General features: G+C 64.3%; 13 protein-coding genes. 9 read left to right on the forward strand and 4 right to left on the reverse strand.

The window, feature by feature from the left end:
* Nucleotides 1-19: 19 nt before the first annotated feature.
* Together GXY01S_RS04085 and GXY01S_RS04090 are read right to left on the reverse strand one after the other, a co-directional pair.
* Nucleotides 20-901 carry an MBL fold metallo-hydrolase gene (locus GXY01S_RS04085; RefSeq protein WP_061272159.1) on the reverse strand — a complete coding sequence of 294 codons (882 nt, stop codon included), beginning with the start codon at nt 899-901 and terminating at the stop codon, nt 20-22.
* A complete protein-coding gene (locus GXY01S_RS04090; RefSeq protein ID WP_061272160.1) occupies nt 882-3,686 on the reverse strand; it encodes a phosphoenolpyruvate carboxylase in 2,805 nt (934 codons plus the stop codon). The genes GXY01S_RS04085 and GXY01S_RS04090 overlap by 20 nt, the downstream gene beginning before the upstream one ends.
* Nucleotides 3,687-3,844: 158 nt before the next feature.
* On the opposite strand from GXY01S_RS04090, the gene GXY01S_RS04095 reads away from it, so the two are divergent.
* The 9 genes from GXY01S_RS04095 to GXY01S_RS04135 all read left to right on the forward strand — a co-directional run bounded on the left by GXY01S_RS04095 (nt 3,845) and on the right by GXY01S_RS04135 (nt 11,851).
* Nucleotides 3,845-5,140 carry a DUF445 domain-containing protein gene (locus tag GXY01S_RS04095; RefSeq protein WP_061272258.1) on the forward strand — a complete coding sequence of 432 codons (1,296 nt, stop codon included), beginning with the start codon at nt 3,845-3,847 and terminating at the stop codon, nt 5,138-5,140.
* Between the two features lie 121 nt (nt 5,141-5,261).
* A complete protein-coding gene (locus GXY01S_RS04100) occupies nt 5,262-5,723 on the forward strand; it encodes an SUF system Fe-S cluster assembly regulator (protein WP_061272163.1) in 462 nt (153 codons plus the stop codon).
* Nucleotides 5,724-5,742: 19 nt separating this feature from the next.
* Nucleotides 5,743-7,233, forward strand: a complete 1,491-nt coding sequence (sufB, locus tag GXY01S_RS04105) for a Fe-S cluster assembly protein SufB (RefSeq protein WP_061272164.1) — start codon at nt 5,743-5,745, stop codon at nt 7,231-7,233.
* A 15-nt stretch (nt 7,234-7,248) separates the two neighbouring features.
* Nucleotides 7,249-8,022, forward strand: coding sequence for a Fe-S cluster assembly ATPase SufC (gene sufC, locus GXY01S_RS04110; RefSeq protein ID WP_061272166.1), 774 nt, complete (start codon nt 7,249-7,251; stop codon nt 8,020-8,022).
* On the forward strand, nt 8,019-9,293 hold the full coding sequence (sufD, locus tag GXY01S_RS04115; protein WP_061272168.1) for a Fe-S cluster assembly protein SufD: 1,275 nt from the start codon (nt 8,019-8,021) through the stop codon (nt 9,291-9,293). Before sufC ends, sufD begins: the two co-directional genes overlap by 4 nt.
* Nucleotides 9,293-10,543, forward strand: coding sequence for an aminotransferase class V-fold PLP-dependent enzyme (locus GXY01S_RS04120; RefSeq protein ID WP_061272170.1), 1,251 nt, complete (start codon nt 9,293-9,295; stop codon nt 10,541-10,543). The genes sufD and GXY01S_RS04120 overlap by 1 nt, the downstream gene beginning before the upstream one ends.
* Before the next feature lie 9 nt (nt 10,544-10,552).
* A complete protein-coding gene (sufU, locus tag GXY01S_RS04125; RefSeq protein ID WP_061272260.1) occupies nt 10,553-10,981 on the forward strand; it encodes a Fe-S cluster assembly sulfur transfer protein SufU in 429 nt (142 codons plus the stop codon).
* 7 nt (nt 10,982-10,988) lie between these two features.
* Nucleotides 10,989-11,450: an SUF system Fe-S cluster assembly protein gene (locus tag GXY01S_RS04130; protein WP_061272172.1), complete on the forward strand. Its 462-nt coding sequence runs from the start codon at nt 10,989-10,991 to the stop codon at nt 11,448-11,450.
* A 20-nt stretch (nt 11,451-11,470) separates the two neighbouring features.
* On the forward strand, nt 11,471-11,851 hold the full coding sequence (locus GXY01S_RS04135) for a HesB/IscA family protein (RefSeq protein WP_061272174.1): 381 nt from the start codon (nt 11,471-11,473) through the stop codon (nt 11,849-11,851).
* Nucleotides 11,852-12,050: 199 nt separating this feature from the next.
* On the opposite strand, the gene GXY01S_RS04140 is transcribed toward GXY01S_RS04135, so the two are convergent.
* A complete protein-coding gene (locus tag GXY01S_RS04140) occupies nt 12,051-13,313 on the reverse strand; it encodes a class I SAM-dependent RNA methyltransferase (RefSeq protein ID WP_242501341.1) in 1,263 nt (420 codons plus the stop codon).
* Between the two features lie 23 nt (nt 13,314-13,336).
* Nucleotides 13,337-14,905 carry a DEAD/DEAH box helicase gene (locus tag GXY01S_RS04145; protein ID WP_061272178.1) on the reverse strand — a complete coding sequence of 523 codons (1,569 nt, stop codon included), beginning with the start codon at nt 14,903-14,905 and terminating at the stop codon, nt 13,337-13,339.
* Nucleotides 14,906-15,013: the final 108 nt, after the last annotated feature.

Genomic DNA, 15,013 nt, shown 5'->3' on the forward strand with positions numbered 1-15,013 from the left:
CCGCCATGTGCCTGATCCTTTACACGCATGCCGTGTCAGGCGGTATTCTGGCCCACAGGTTCTCCTGCAGCCGGACCTTTCCGTCCTCAAGCAGTTTTTCAAGATGCGCCTGCAGGTTGAGCCGTGCTGCCCGGCGCAGGGCAGGGCGCAGGTTGTGGTACAGGCTGTCCACAATCTCATCGAGCGTGCTTGGCCGGGTTGGCAGCAGGGCCATGATGCTGTCCTCGCGCGCCATGCGGTGGGCGACCAGCCCGTCAATGCAGGCTTCCACCCGGGTTATGGCGGGGCCATGCGCAGGCAGCAGCAGGCGGGCGTTGCGGGTGCGTACATAGTCCATGCTGCGCAGGAACTGCCGCACCGAGCCATAGGGCGCGGGCGGGATCATGGTAGTGGACCAGCCCATGATATGGTCGCCGGTAAAGATGATGCCATCCGGCGTTTCAAGGCAGATATGGTCGCTGGCATGGCCCGGTGTGTACAGCACCCGCAGGCCCGCAATCCGCTCGCCATCGCGCAGGCCGATATCGGGTGTGAAGTCCGGGTCTTCGCTGGCATGGAATCCGCACACGGGAATGCCCAGGCGCTGTCCGAGCGGGCGGGCGCCATCAAGGTGGTCATGATGGGTATGGGTCAGGATGATATGGGTCAGCGGCCGCTCACCCTCCGCCGCCACAAGGGCATCGAGATGCGCAGGCGTGGCGCTGCCGGGGTCGATCACCACGCAGCCACCCTCATGCTCCACCAGCCAGCTATTGGTGCCGTTGCCGGTCATGGGGCCGGGATTGTTCGCCACCACCCGCCTTATGGCGGGTGTATGGGGCAGCGGCACTTCATAGGGCGGTGGCGGTTCACTGACCCGCCACCCGTTGCGCGGGGCAGGGTTAGCCAAAAGCGCCAACATGGTGCATCACGCCGGTGCTGATTTCACGCACCATCTGGAACAGGCGCTGCATCGGCTCGAACACTTCTGTGTATTCGCGGCTGTACGTGCCCTCCTGCCGGGGGCCATGAGGCTCGTGGAAATCAAGGTCGAAGCTGCCATCGGAGCGGTAGGGGAAGATCTGCTCCAGTTCCTTGAGCACGGCGGGCACTTCAAGGCACAGCACCTTCAGTGTCATGACATCACGCGAGAAGGCATGCCGGGGCGAGAAATACGGCACGCGGGTGGAAAGCATCCAGATCTGCTCGATCAGCGCAATGCGGATGCCATGCAGCAGCAACTCGTCGGGCTGCATGCGCGGGGCTTCGGGCCAGGCGCGGCGCAGGGCGAGGTGGTCGGACTGGATGCGGCGGAACATGGCCTGCGTGCTGGCCCAGAAATCAAGCTGTTCCAGCCCGTGCATCAGGGTGAGGCAGGCTTCCTGCGCGCCCGCGTCGCGCTGGGCGGTGGCGCGTTCGAGCCACATGTCGGGGTCGAGCAGGCGGATCACGCCGCGCAGTACCCCGTGGTCGGAATGGGCCAGGCCGTGGGCCGCGAAATCCATCGCGCGGCGAAAGCGCGGGCTCTCGGCCAGGTATTTCTCGAAGGTTTCAGGGTGGCGGGCCGCTGCCGTGCCCAGCCCCTGCAAGGTGTTCGCGCACCACGCAAGCTGTTGCAGGATGGCGTTGTTGGGAATGGCGCGGAGCTGGCTGGGGTGCTTGATGCGCGTGACCGTGGAGGCGGCATCGCTCTGCCGCGCTGACGGGCGCGAGCCGGTCTTGTCGATCAGCGAGGGGCCGAACGCGCCAAGCAGGGCGGCATAGCCGGGGTCTTCCACCAGCCCGGTCATGCCATTGGCGATGGTGGAGAAGAAATCGGCCGAGAAATCCGGCTCGTCATAAACCGGGTCGCGGTCAAGTGCGCTTGTGGCGAAGGCGTGCTCGGCAATGATGCTGACCGTGGCATCGGCCAGGGTCTGGGTGCCGAACAGAAGGTAGCCATCCCCGCCCTGGAAGGCGGTTTCCTCACGTAGCTGGATGCCTGCGCGGGTGTAGCGGGCGCGGGCATGCGGCGGGGAGAGGTAGTCAAAGCGGTCGGCCAGCCGGTAGGGGTGGGCACCACGACCAATGCTCTCGCCATGCGTGTCGAACAGGATCACCTCGACAAAGGCCAGATCCCACTTGCGCAGAAGGTCACATACCTTGATGCGCAGCCGCTCGATCAGGTAGGTCGCGGCCAGTTGCCCCACATACCGCCCGGAATCGGAGAAGCCGAACTGCAGGCTCAGCTTGCGCGTGCGCTGCAGGTAGGCGCGCCAGTGCGGCGAGCGCAGGGCCTCCTCGATGATCTGCTCGCCATTTTCCAGCGCATCCTGCGTCTCGAACAGGGGCGAGATCTCGATCATGTCCGCCACGCCATACAGCCGCGCCAGCCACAGCGCGGTGAGCAGGGTGTAGCCGGTCTCGGTCTCGGCAATGAGGAAGCGGATGGGGCTGGTGCGGTCGATATGGCGCAGGATCTGGCGCACGGTCATCATCAGCCGGCCCGCGCTGGCCTGCTCCATCAGCAGGGAGCCGAAATCGATCTCGACCGGCTCCACCGTGTCCAGCGCCTCGTTCATGCGGCTGATCAGCGCGCGGCGCTGGGCGGGAATGTCGGGGTTGTCGGTAATGTTCAGCCGCTGGCGGGCAATGTTGTGCAACTGTGTCGCGTTGAGGCGCGTGTGCGTGTGTGCGGCGGAAAGCCCGTGCGCCATGAAGCCCGCCCGGGCCACCACCAGCGCCATCTTGTCCTCGGGCGTAGCGGCGTCGATGGCCTCGCTGAAGGTCGCGCGCAGGTCGTTGCTGCTGGTCAGGGCCTCCGTGCTGCGGTTGATCAGCACATCGGCAAAGCGCGATACGCCTTCAGGCTCGGGGCCGGTGGGGCAGGCGGCGATCTGGGCGGTCACGGCCTCAAGGGCCGTGGCCACGCGGGCGTGGAGGTCATTGGCGCAGGAGGTGACGGGTTCAAGCTGGGCCTGCAGGCGGCTCAGTTGCAACTGCTTCATGCGCAGGCGCAGGCGCAGCGTGTCCCACCAGCCAATATCGGTGCGGCCATCGGTGTCGTAGCCCACCCAGCTGGTCATGATGATGGGGCGCGGCACCAGCGTGGACCATTGCTGCGGCCAGTGGATGCGCGCCTCTGTGAGCAGGGTCGTGTTGAGCCGGTCAAGCGCGTTGCGCCCGCGCAGTATGGCCTGGGTGGCGAGCGTAAACTCCTCATCCAGCGTGGGTGGCCCCACGCGGCGATGCGTGAGGAAGGCGGGAACGTGTTCGGGTGCGGCAGCGGGATTGGTCGAGGCCAGTTCGGCCAGCGCCTCATAGACCGGGTTGGCGAGCGCGAAGGTGGGGTGCGCGGTAAACACGGCGGCAAAGCGGCTGCGCTCGATGGCGGCGCGGAAGCGCGCGATGGGCACCGGGCTGTCAGTGGGGTCGGGCTGCACGATGTGACGGGCGACGGTGCGCATGCGCGCTGTCACGGTCTGTTCATCCGGCCCGTCGAGATAGGTGGCGATATGGTGGGCGCGGCCCGCAAATGCGCGGTCGCGCAGCAAGCGCACGATGTCCTCCACCGCGTCCATCGTCAGGGTGCCGCTGGCCATCTTCCGGCCAATCTGGCGGGCAAGCGCCATGACGGGACTGCCCGATGCGGTCTCATCGTGGCTTGCGATCAGTTGCGTGGCCTGCTGGAGCAGGTCGGACACATTCCGCGCGGCGGCTTCGGTCATCGGGTCGTCCTGTCATGAAAGGTCGTCATGGTTCTTCTCCCCCAAATCCCATGTTCGGCGGCGGGCTGCAATGTCCCGCGTGGCTTATTCATGCCAATTTGAGGCGTTATATCGAGTGTTGCTTGGGCTGGCGCGGAGACAATGGTATCAGTGGCTTCATGAATGGTATTCCACAAACGGACCATGACGCGCGGCGTATCCTGCTGCGCCACAAGCGGTCCGCAACCGGCCTGCTGGCCGCCATGGCGGGGCTTACGGTGGCAGGCTACGCCCTGCCGCAGATGGGCTGGCTGGCCGATCGCCCCTGGCTCGAGATCCTGCGCTCTGGCACCAAGGCGGGCGTGGTGGGTGGCCTTGCGGACTGGTTTGCCGTGACCGCCCTGTTCCGCAGGCCCATGGGGCTGCCGATTCCGCACACCGCCATCCTGCCCGCCCAGAAGGAGCGGCTGGCGCAGGCGCTCGGGCGTTTCGTCTCGAACAACGTGTTTACGGAAAAGGAAGTGGGCGCCGCCTTCAGCCGCATCGACCTGCCGTCGCTCATTGGCAATATCCTCCAGGAGCCGGAAACGGCGGAGATGGTCAACCGCGCCGTGCTCGGCTCCGTGCCCCACGTGCTCGACCGGCTGGAGGATGGCCGGGCGAGTTCGGCCATAGCCAGCCTGCTGCCCACCCTGCTTGGCGGCGAGGAGATCGCCCCCATCGTGACCCGCAGCCTGCGCGCTATGGTGGAGGGAGACTGCCACCAGGAGGTGCTGTCCTTCCTGCTTGCAAGGCTCAAGGAAGGGATCAAGGCCAAGGAACCCGCCCTGCGCATGATGATCGAGGACCGCGTGCGCGAGCAGGGCGGCCGCGTGCTGGGCTGGGCCATTGGCGGCTCGATCGCGACCAAGGTGCTGCTGGCCGCGAGCCAGGAACTCGACCGCATCGACCCGCAGAACTCCGAGCTGCGTGAAGGCTTCACCACCTGGGTGCGCACCGAGATCGACCGGATCGAACTCGACCCCGTGCGGCGCGGCGAGATTACGGATGCCGTGATGGGCGTGCTGACGCATGACAGCGTGCGCGGCTGGAGCAGCGATGTGTGGCACCGCCTGCGTGGCGTGATTGAAGACGACATGCGCAAGGGCGAGGCAAGCTGGGTGGCAACGCTGGTGCGCGACGCCCTGCAGCGCCTGGCCGACCAGATGTACAATGATGCCGCCATGCGCAAGCGCGTGGAAGACGCCGCGCGCAACATGATCGTGAGCAGCCTGCCCTTCCTGCGTGATCGCATGTCGCGTTTTATTTACTCGGTCGTAAACGGCTGGGATGCCGAAAGCCTGAGCGACCGGCTGGAACTGCGCGTGGGCAAGGATCTACAGTATATCCGGCTTAACGGCACGCTGGTCGGTTTTCTGGCGGGGTGTGGCCTGTCCATGTTATTGCAGATGATATTCGGAACCGGGATCGGTTAGGGCGTCGCTGCTTTACGATTGGACTTGACGGCGCCCGGCTGGTAGCCCATCTGAAACTTCAGGAAACAGTACTGTTCTGGTCCAATTATGGATGCAGGCTCAGGACGTACGGGAGAGCGGAATGCTGAAACTGTCGAAACTGACCGATTACGCCGTGGTGGCTCTGGTCCGGCTGGGGCAGAAAAGCGAGGTCACCACCTCGCCTGTCCTGTCGCGTTCGACCGGCATTCCCGAACCCACGGTGGCGAAGGTGCTCAAGATCCTTGCAACGCAGGGCATCGTGACCTCGCAGCGCGGCGCGCGCGGCGGCTACAGGCTGGCCCAGCCGCTTGAGGAGATCTCGATCGCGGCCGTGATCCAGGCCATTGATGGCCCCATATCGCTCACCACCTGCGTTGATGGCGGCGATTGCGATGCGCGCTCCACCTGCGGGCTGGGCGGGCAGTGGGATATGGTCAATGCCGCCATCCGCCATGCGCTTTCAGCCATTACGCTGGCCGATATGAAGAACCATACAGTAACCGACAGACTGGGTGGCCTGCACGTGCCGCCCATGCCCGACGGGCCCGAGGCCACGGCCTGATACAGGGGAGGAAAGACACATGCCGGCAGTAGCCGAAACCCGCAAGACGGTCGAAACCCTGGGCCAGAACACCTATAAATGGGGGTTCGAGACCGATATCGAGATGGATATCGCCCCCAAGGGCCTGAACGAGGACACGATCCGCCTCATCTCCAGCCGCAAGAACGAGCCCGGATGGCTGCTGGAATGGCGGCTGAAGGCCTACCGTTCATGGCTGGAAATGCGCGAGCCGACCTGGGCCAAGGTCAAGTATCCGCCCATCGACTACCAGGACGTGCACTACTACGCCGCCCCGCGCAAAAAGCCTGGCCCCAAGTCGCTTGACGAGGTCGATCCCGAACTGCTGCGCACCTACGAGAAGCTGGGCATTCCGCTGCACGAGCAGGCGATGCTGGCCGGTGTGGAACTGCCCGAAGGGCAGGAAGCCCGCCCGCCGGTCGCGGTCGATGCGGTGTTTGACAGCGTGTCCGTCGCCACCACCTTCCGCAAGACATTGCAGGAAGCGGGCGTGATCTTCTGCCCGATTTCGGAGGCGGTGCAGGAGCATCCCGAACTCGTGCGCAAATATCTCGGCTCGGTCGTGCCGGTAACGGATAATTTCTACGCAGCGCTGAATGCCGCCGTGTTTACCGATGGCTCCTTCGTGTTCGTGCCCAAGGGCGTGCGCTGCCCGATGGAACTCTCGACCTATTTCCGCATCAATGCCCGCAACACCGGGCAGTTCGAGCGCACGCTGATCATTGTGGAGGACGGGGCTTCCGTCTCCTACCTCGAGGGCTGCACCGCGCCGATGCGCGACGAGAACCAGCTCCATGCCGCCGTGGTCGAGCTGGTGGCGATGGAAGATGCCTCGATCAAGTATTCCACCGTGCAGAACTGGTACCCCGGTGATGAAAACGGCCGCGGCGGCATCTACAACTTCGTGACCAAGCGCGGGGCATGCCGGGGCGCGCGCTCCAAGATTTCATGGACGCAGGTTGAAACCGGCTCGGCCATTACGTGGAAGTATCCGTCGTGCATCCTGCAGGGCGAGGGCTCGGTGGGCGAGTTCTACTCGGTAGCGGTGACCAACAACCACCAGCAGGCCGATACCGGCACCAAGATGATCCATATCGGGCGCAACACGCGCTCGACCATCATTGCCAAGACCATCAGCGCGGGCCAGTCGGACAGCACCTATCGCGGGCTGGTGCGGATGATGCCCAAGGCGTCGGGCAGCCGCAACTTCACGCAGTGCGACAGCCTGCTGATCGGCGACCGGTGCGGGGCGCATACCGTGCCCTATATCGAGAACCGCAACATGTCCGCGCGCGTGGAGCATGAGGCGACAACCTCCAAGATATCGGAAGACCAGCTCTTCTACTGCCGCCAGCGCGGCCTGTCGGAAGAAGATGCGGTGGGGCTGATCGTCAACGGGTTCTGCAAGGACGTTCTGAAGGAACTGCCGATGGAATTCGCCGTGGAAGCCCAGAAGCTTCTGCAGATCAGCCTAGAAGGCAGCGTGGGCTAACAGGGATTCAAAGACGTGAGCAAGCAATTCGTAAGCATCAATGGCCTGTGCGCCCGCATCGATGATGGGGAAGCCCACAAGGAAATCCTGCGCGGGGTCGATCTCGAGATTCCGGCAGGCGAGGTCCATGCCATCATGGGGCCGAACGGCTCGGGCAAGTCCACCCTGTCCTACGTGCTGGCCGGGCGCGAGGATTATGAGGTGACCGGCGGCTCGGCCACCTTCAAGGGGCAGGACCTGCTCGCGCTCGAGCCCGAAGAGCGCGCGGCCCTTGGCCTGTTCCTTGCATTCCAGACGCCGGTGGAACTGCCGGGCGTGAACAACGCCAACTTCCTGCGCACCGCCGTCAACGCCGTGCGCCGCGCCCGCGGTATGGACGAGCTTGATGCCGTGGCCTTCCTCAAGGCCGTGCGCAAGGAGACCAAGCATCTGTCCATGTCTGACGAGATGCTCAAGCGCAACGTGAATGTCGGCTTTTCGGGTGGCGAGAAGAAGCGCAACGAGGTGCTGCAGATGCGCATGCTCCAGCCGTCCTTCGCCATCCTTGACGAGACCGATAGCGGGCTGGACATCGATGCCCTGCGCATCGTGGCCGAGGGCGTGAACTCGCTGCGTTCGCCCGATTTCTCGGCGCTGGTCATCACGCATCACCAGCGCCTGCTGGACTATATCGTGCCTGACCGCATTCATGTCATGGCCAAGGGCCGCATCATTCACAGCGGCGGCCCGGAACTGGCCAAGCAGCTTGAGGCGCAGGGTTACGCCCAGTTCCTCTCGGAGGCGGCGTGAACGCCATTGCACCGGTCGGGATCAGTCCCTCAGCCTTTCTCGACCGGGGTGACGTAAAGGGGAATGCCGCGCGGCTCAAGGCCGCCGACTACCTGCGCACGGTGGGCCTGCCGCGTGCGGGTGTCGAGGCATGGAAATACACCTCGCTGCGCGCGCTGGCCGATGTGCCGTTTGCTGATGCGCCGCGTGATGTCGATACGGGCGCGGTCGATACGCTTCTGGCCGAGGTCGAGTCCATCTCGGGCCTTGGGGCCGGGGCCAATCGGGCCGTGTTCGTCAATGGCCGTTTTGATGCCGGGCGCTCGCGCCTGCCCCAGGGGGTGAAGGTTGCAGCCTTTGACCCGGCGGCCGAACCGCGTGATGGAATTGACCCGGCAGGCGACGTGACCACCGCGCTCAACACCGTGCTGGCCCATGACGGGCTGGCGCTCATCGTGCCCGCGGGCGTTGATGCAGGCTGCCTGCTGCTGGTCAGCATTGGCCTGGCAGGCGAGGATATGCCGGTGTCCTTCCACCCGCAGCACCGCATTGTGGTGGAAGAGGGCGGCAGGCTGGCCGTGCTCGATGCGGCCGTGGGGCGGGGTTATTACCTGCATAACCCGCTTTATGACATCACGGTGGAAGAAGGCGGCTACCTGTCTCATGCCCGCATCCAGGCGGAGGGCAAAAAGGCGCTGCACCTTGCCGTCAGCCATGCCCGCGTTGCCAGCCGTGGCGTGTATGACAGCTTTACGCTCACGCTTGGCGCCAGCCTGTCGCGCCATGAGGTGCATGCCGGGCTGAATGCGGCAGGCGCCAGCGTGCATGTCAACGGCGCGCAGCTGCTGGCGGGCCACCAGCATGGCGACCTGACCAGCGTGATCACCCACGCGGCACCGGACTGCATTTCGCGCCAGACGGTCAAGAACGTGCTGGCTGATCATGCGCGCGGCGTGTTTCAGGGCAAGATCCATGTCGAGCGGATTGCCCAGAAGACCGATGGCTACCAGATGAACCAGGCCCTGCTGCTGTCTGACACGGCCGAGATCGACGCCAAGCCCGAACTCGAGATCTATGCTGACGACGTCAAATGCAGCCATGGCGCCACCGTGGGCGCGCTTGATGATGACCAGTTGTTCTACCTGCGCAGCCGTGGCATCCCGAATGAGGCGGCCCGTTCCATCCTGATCCGTGCCTTTTTGCATGACGTGGTGGACCAGATTGACGATGCGCGGCTCAAGGACGGCCTGAACCTTGCGGTAGAAGCCTGGTGGAAGCGGGAGGTCGCCTGATGGACCAGAGCGTCATCACGCCCACGGATGCCGCAGGCAGCCTGCGCCATCTCCGCGCCGACTTCCCCATCCTGAGCCAGAAGGTGCATGGCAAGGATCTGGTGTTTCTCGATAGTGCCGCCTCGGCCCAGAAGCCCCGGCAGGTGATCGACTGCATGGCCGACACCATGCGCACCCAGTACGCCAACATCCATCGCGGCCTGTACTGGATGAGCGAGCGCACGACCGAGGCATACGAGGCCGTGCGCGATCAGGTCGCACGCTTTGTGGGTGCTGCCGCGCGTGAGGAAATCGTCTTCACCCGCAACAGCACCGAGGCCATCAATCTCGTGGCCCATTCCTATGGTTCGCTGCTCAAGCCGGGGCAGGTGGTGCTGGTGTCCGAGATGGAACACCACGCCAACCTCGTGCCGTGGCAGATGCTGCGTGACCGCATGGGCATCGAACTGCGCATCACCCCCATCACCGATGACGGGGCGCTGGACATGGACGCGCTGGCGGCCAACCTGGCCGATGGCAGGGTGGCGCTGGTGGCGATCACCCACATGTCGAACGTGCTGGGCACCATTACCGATGCCCGCGCCATTATCGACATGGCGCATGCGGCGGGGGCGAAGGTGCTGCTTGATGGCAGCCAGCTTGTCGTGCACCGCCGGGTGAACGTGCAGGAACTGGGCGCTGATTTCTATGTCGTGACCGGGCACAAGCTGTATGGCCCCACCGGCATTGGCGTGCTGTGGGCGCGGCGTGAGCTGCTGGAGGCAATGCCGCCTTTCCTTGGCGGCGGCGACATGATCTCCACCGTGTCGTTCGAGCGCGCGACCTGGGCGAATGTGCCGCATAAATTCGAGGCGGGCACGCCTGCCATCATCGAGACCATTGGATTGGGCGCGGCCCTTGCCTATATCGAGTCCATCGGGTTTGACGCGATTGGCGCACATGAAGATGCGCTGACGGCCTACGCCCTGAAGGCGCTGGGCAATGTCAACGGGCTGAAGGTGATTGGCACGGCACCGCAGCGCGGCGGGGTGATTTCGTTTACCATGAAGGATGTTCATCCGCATGATATCGCCACCCTGCTTGACCGCAACGGTATTGCCGTGCGGGCTGGCCACCACTGTGCCGAGCCGCTCATGCGCAGGCTGGGTGTGACGGCCACGGCGCGGGCGAGCTTCGGCATCTACACCACGCCGGAGGAAATCGACTTTCTGGCCGCAACGCTGGAACAGATCCGTGGCTTTTTTGTCTGATGGCAGATGATGGCGCAGGATGATCTGTACCGCACCGTGGTGCTGGAGCGGGCCAGGGCACCACAGCATGCCGGACCACTCCCGGCGGCCACGCTGAACGGGCAGGGGTCCAACCCGCTGTGTGGCGACCGGGTGCAGTTGCATGCGGTGCTGGACGGACAGGGGCGGATCGAGGCGATCCGGCATGAAACGCGGGGCTGCGCCATCTGCGCTGCTTCCGCCGACCTCATGGCCGGGCGGGTAACGGGCCAGGACCGCGCACATGTGGGTAGGCTGCACGCGGAACTGGTCGAGGCGGTTGAAACAGGCACGGCCCCGGCGGAACTGGGCGAGCTTGCGGCCTTTGCGCCGCTGCACCAGCACCGTTCGCGCAGGCGCTGCGCCCTGCTGCCGTGGTCGGCACTGATTGATATGCTCAATGATGATAAAAACGGGTGAAAGTCTCATGGACGAGAAAAATCAGGTAGAGCCTGCCATGGGCATGGCGGAAGAGACCGGGCATTTTTCCCTTGAGGCCAGCGATGCGCCTGCCACGAAAGCGGCCACCGTATCGGCCTGGACACCGGATGGCGAGCAGCCCGCTACCCCCGCAGACAAGGCGGCCATGCCCGATGAGGAATCGGTGATCGAGGCGATCGCCACGGTGTATGACCCCGAAATTCCGGTCAATATTTACGAACTTGGCCTGATTTACGCCATCGACCTGCATGAAGATGGATCGGTCAAGGTCGAGATGACGCTCACGGCCCCCAACTGCCCCAGCGCGCAGGAACTGCCCGTGCAGGTGAAGGAAGCCATTGAAAAGATCGGGACGGTGACTTCTGCCACGGTCGAGATCGTATGGGAGCCGCCATGGGACATGTCGCGCATGAGCGAAGATGCCCGCCTTGCCCTGAACATGTTCTGAACCCTCAAGGGGACTGTGCCATGACCGAACACCAGACAGCCACACCCGTAAAAGCCCCCGCCCGCCGCGCCCTGCCACCGCTCATGACGATGACGGACCGGGCCGCCGCACGGCTGGAAAAACTCTACCAGACCAGGAACGCGGGCCATCTTCTGCGCATCGCGGTTTCAACCAAGGGCTGTTCGGGCCACGCCTATGACATGAGCTTTGTGGAAAAAGCCGGCCCCGGCGATGAAGTGGTGGTGGACAAGGGCGTGACCCTGCTCGTGGACCGCAAGGCGACGCTGTTCCTGATCGGCTCGGTGATGGATTACGAGGTCAGGCAGCTTGAATCCGGCTTTACCTTCACCAACCCGAACGAAAAAGGCCGATGCGGCTGCGGGGAAAGCTTCCACGTCTGATTGCTGCAGATAAAAAATGTAAGTTTTTGGGTGCCGCCTTTTTTCAAAAAGGCGGCATTTTTTTTAGAGACTATTTGAACAGTCAGCCCGTAAACATCCAGAAATCATAAGGAAGTTTTTGGTGAAGTTTTTTTCAAAAAGCTTCGAAGAATGCTGCCTTTTTGAAAAAAGGCAGCACCCAAAAACTTTTGTCTGTTTTCTAGCGCCGGTAGTTTTTTCCAGCGCCCGGCAGCTTCAGCACGCACACGGCCTCGACCTCGGTTGACCACAGGAACTGGTCGATCACCGTCAGGCGCTCGAGCTGATAGCCAATCTGTTGCAGCGGCGTCAGGTCGCGCTGCAGGGCAACCGGATTGCAACTGACATAAATGACATGGCGCGGCTTGCCTGCCACGATCTGCGCCATCTGCGCGCCTGCACCGGCATGGGGCGGATCAAGCACAATGGCCGCGGCCTTGGCCAGTTCAGCCGCCATGACCGGCTGGCGGTTCAGGTCACGCAGCGCGGGCAGCACCCGGGTGCCCCCACTGGCCTGCTTGAGGCAGGCGAGCGCCGCCCGGTCCCCTTCATAGGCCAGCACCTTGGCATGGGCAGCGAGCGCGAAGGACAGCGTGCCACAGCCTGCATAAAGCTCGATGATGCCAGCCTTCAGCCCCTTGGTGGGGAGTGCCGCCAGCACGGCTTGCCTGATAGCATCCTCGCCTGCCCGTGCAGGTTGCAAAAAGGCACCGGGTGGGGGTGTTACGCGCACGCCATCAAAATGATGAAAGACCGGGCCGTTCAGCGCCAGTGTTTCGGGCGGCGTGCCACCCAGCGAAATGCGCGGTATGCCATGCGCCTTGCTGAACTGGGCCAGAATACGCCGGTCATTGGCATCCGGCCTGCCATCCATCGTAATCAGCAGGTCCGGCCCGCTATCGAGCAGGTTGATCTGCAGGTCGCCACCCGCATGCACGCCGGGCAGCGAATGCAGCATCTCGCGCAGCGGGGCGAGCAGGGCGAACAGGGCCGGGTCGAGCAGGGTGCAGGTGGTCATGTCCACCACATCGCCCCGGCGGCGATGCAGGCCAAGGATGATGCGCCTGCCGTCACGGCGGAAGGCCAGGTCAACGCGCCGCCGCCCCTGCGGGGCAACCTGCACGGTGGTGGGCGTGGGGATGGTGGCAAAGCCCGTGCGGTGCAGCGCCTCGGTCACGCGCCCGGTCTTCCATGCCAGCAGGGCAGGCAGCGCCATCTGTTGCAGGCGGCAGCCACCGCACTGGCCAGACAGGGCGCAGGGCGGCGCAACCCGGTCAGGGCCGGGCGTGACGATGCGCTCAAGTGCTGCGTGGGTGCCGTGGACTGCGCCGAGCACCACGTCATCGCCCGGAACGGCGCCGGGCACGAATATCCGTCCAGCCGGGGTCTCGGCTATGCCATCCCCGTCATTGCCAAGCGCCACCACCCGGGTGGCACTGGCCATGTCGTGTTCCATGCTGGCTCTGTTTATTCGTCAGCCGGGACGACGGGCTTTTCCCGGCGCGGCAACTGCATGAAGGCCGGAACATCATCGCCAAACCCGGTAACGGCATGGTCAGGCGCCGCCGGAAGCAGGCCCTGGTCGCGGCGACCCGCACCCGTGGCGGGCGCAGTGCGGCTGCGCGAAGGCTTGGGCGCGGGGGGAGGCGCTTCCTCAACCGGTGCCGCCGGTGCGGGGGCAGGGGTTGCCGCATTGCTTTTGCGGCGCGAACCGCTCTCGGCACGGGATTTGCGACGACCGCCCGCAGAGCGCGGCTCATCCGACCATTCAAGGTTATCCACGCCTTTGACCTCAATTCGGGGTATGGGTTTGCCCGTCAGTTTCTCGATAGCCTGGGCCAGGGCTTCCTCGTCCGGGGTGGCGAGGCTGTAGGCGTGGCCGGTGCGACCGGCACGGCCGGTACGGCCGATTCGGTGCACGTAGTCCTCGGCATGGAACGGCAGGTCGAAGTTGAACACATGCGACAGGCCGCCAATGTCGATGCCACGGGCCGCGATGTCGGAGCAGACGAGGATTTGCAGCGCGCCTGTCTTGAAGGCCTCAAGGGTTGAGAACCGAACCGACTGCGGCAGGTCACCATGCAATGCGCCGGCTGAAAAACCATGCTTGATGAGGGATTTGCACAGCACATCCACATCGCGCTTGCGGTTGCAGAACACGATGGCGTTCTGCATGTCCGCCTCACGCAGGAGCTTGCGCAGTGCGCGGCGCTTGTCAGCCGCATCGACAATGGCAAGCCCGGTCTCGATGGTGGACGCTACGGAGGAGGGGCGGCTGACCGTAATTTCCTTGGGGTTGCTCAGGAACGCATCGGCCAGGCGGCGGATTTCAGGCGCCATGGTGGCCGAGAAGAACAGCGTCTGGCGCAGCGGCGAGAGCATGCCCACGATCTTCTCGATATCGGGGATGAACCCCATGTCGAGCATGCGGTCGGCTTCGTCGATCACCAGCAGCTTGGTCTGGGTCAGCAGCAGCCCGCCGCGCTCGAACAGGTCGATCAGGCGGCCCGGCGTTGCAATCAGCACGTCCACGCCGCGATTGAGCACTTCCTTCTGCTCGGCCATGCTCTCGCCGCCGATCAGCAGTGCATGGGTCAGCTTGAGATGCTTGCCGTAATTGACGAAATTCTCGGCAACCTGCAGTGCGAGTTCGCGCGTGGGCTCGAGGATCAGCGAACGGGGCATGCGCGCCCGGGCGCGTGAACCCTGAAGGATCTCGAGCATGGGCAGCGTGAACGACGCCGTCTTGCCCGTGCCGGTCTGGGCCACGCCAAGCACGTCGCGGCCCATCAGCACATAGGGGATGGCCTGTGCCTGAATGGGGGTGGGATGACGGTATCCCATTTCATCAATGGCGCGCTGGATGGGTTCGGACAGGCCGAGTTCCGAAAACAGGGGCAGCGCCTCTTCCTGCGCCGGGGTGGCCTGTTCTGGCGCGTCAGGCGGCAGTGCCGCTTCCGTGCTGGCGACGGGGGCCGGGGCGACCGCCTTCTTTGCGGAACGGGTCGGGGCGGGGGACGTTTTTTTGGCGCTCAAATTACTCTCGAACGTATCAGCAGATGAATATGGCCCCGTCCGATTGCCACCGTGTCGCGCTGTATCAGGCTGCCGTCCCTGATGTACCTGCAGCAATGCAGGGAAGGG

The sequence above is a fragment of the Komagataeibacter xylinus NBRC 15237 genome, from assembly GCF_001571345.1.
GTDB classification, from domain to species: domain Bacteria; phylum Pseudomonadota; class Alphaproteobacteria; order Acetobacterales; family Acetobacteraceae; genus Komagataeibacter; species Komagataeibacter xylinus.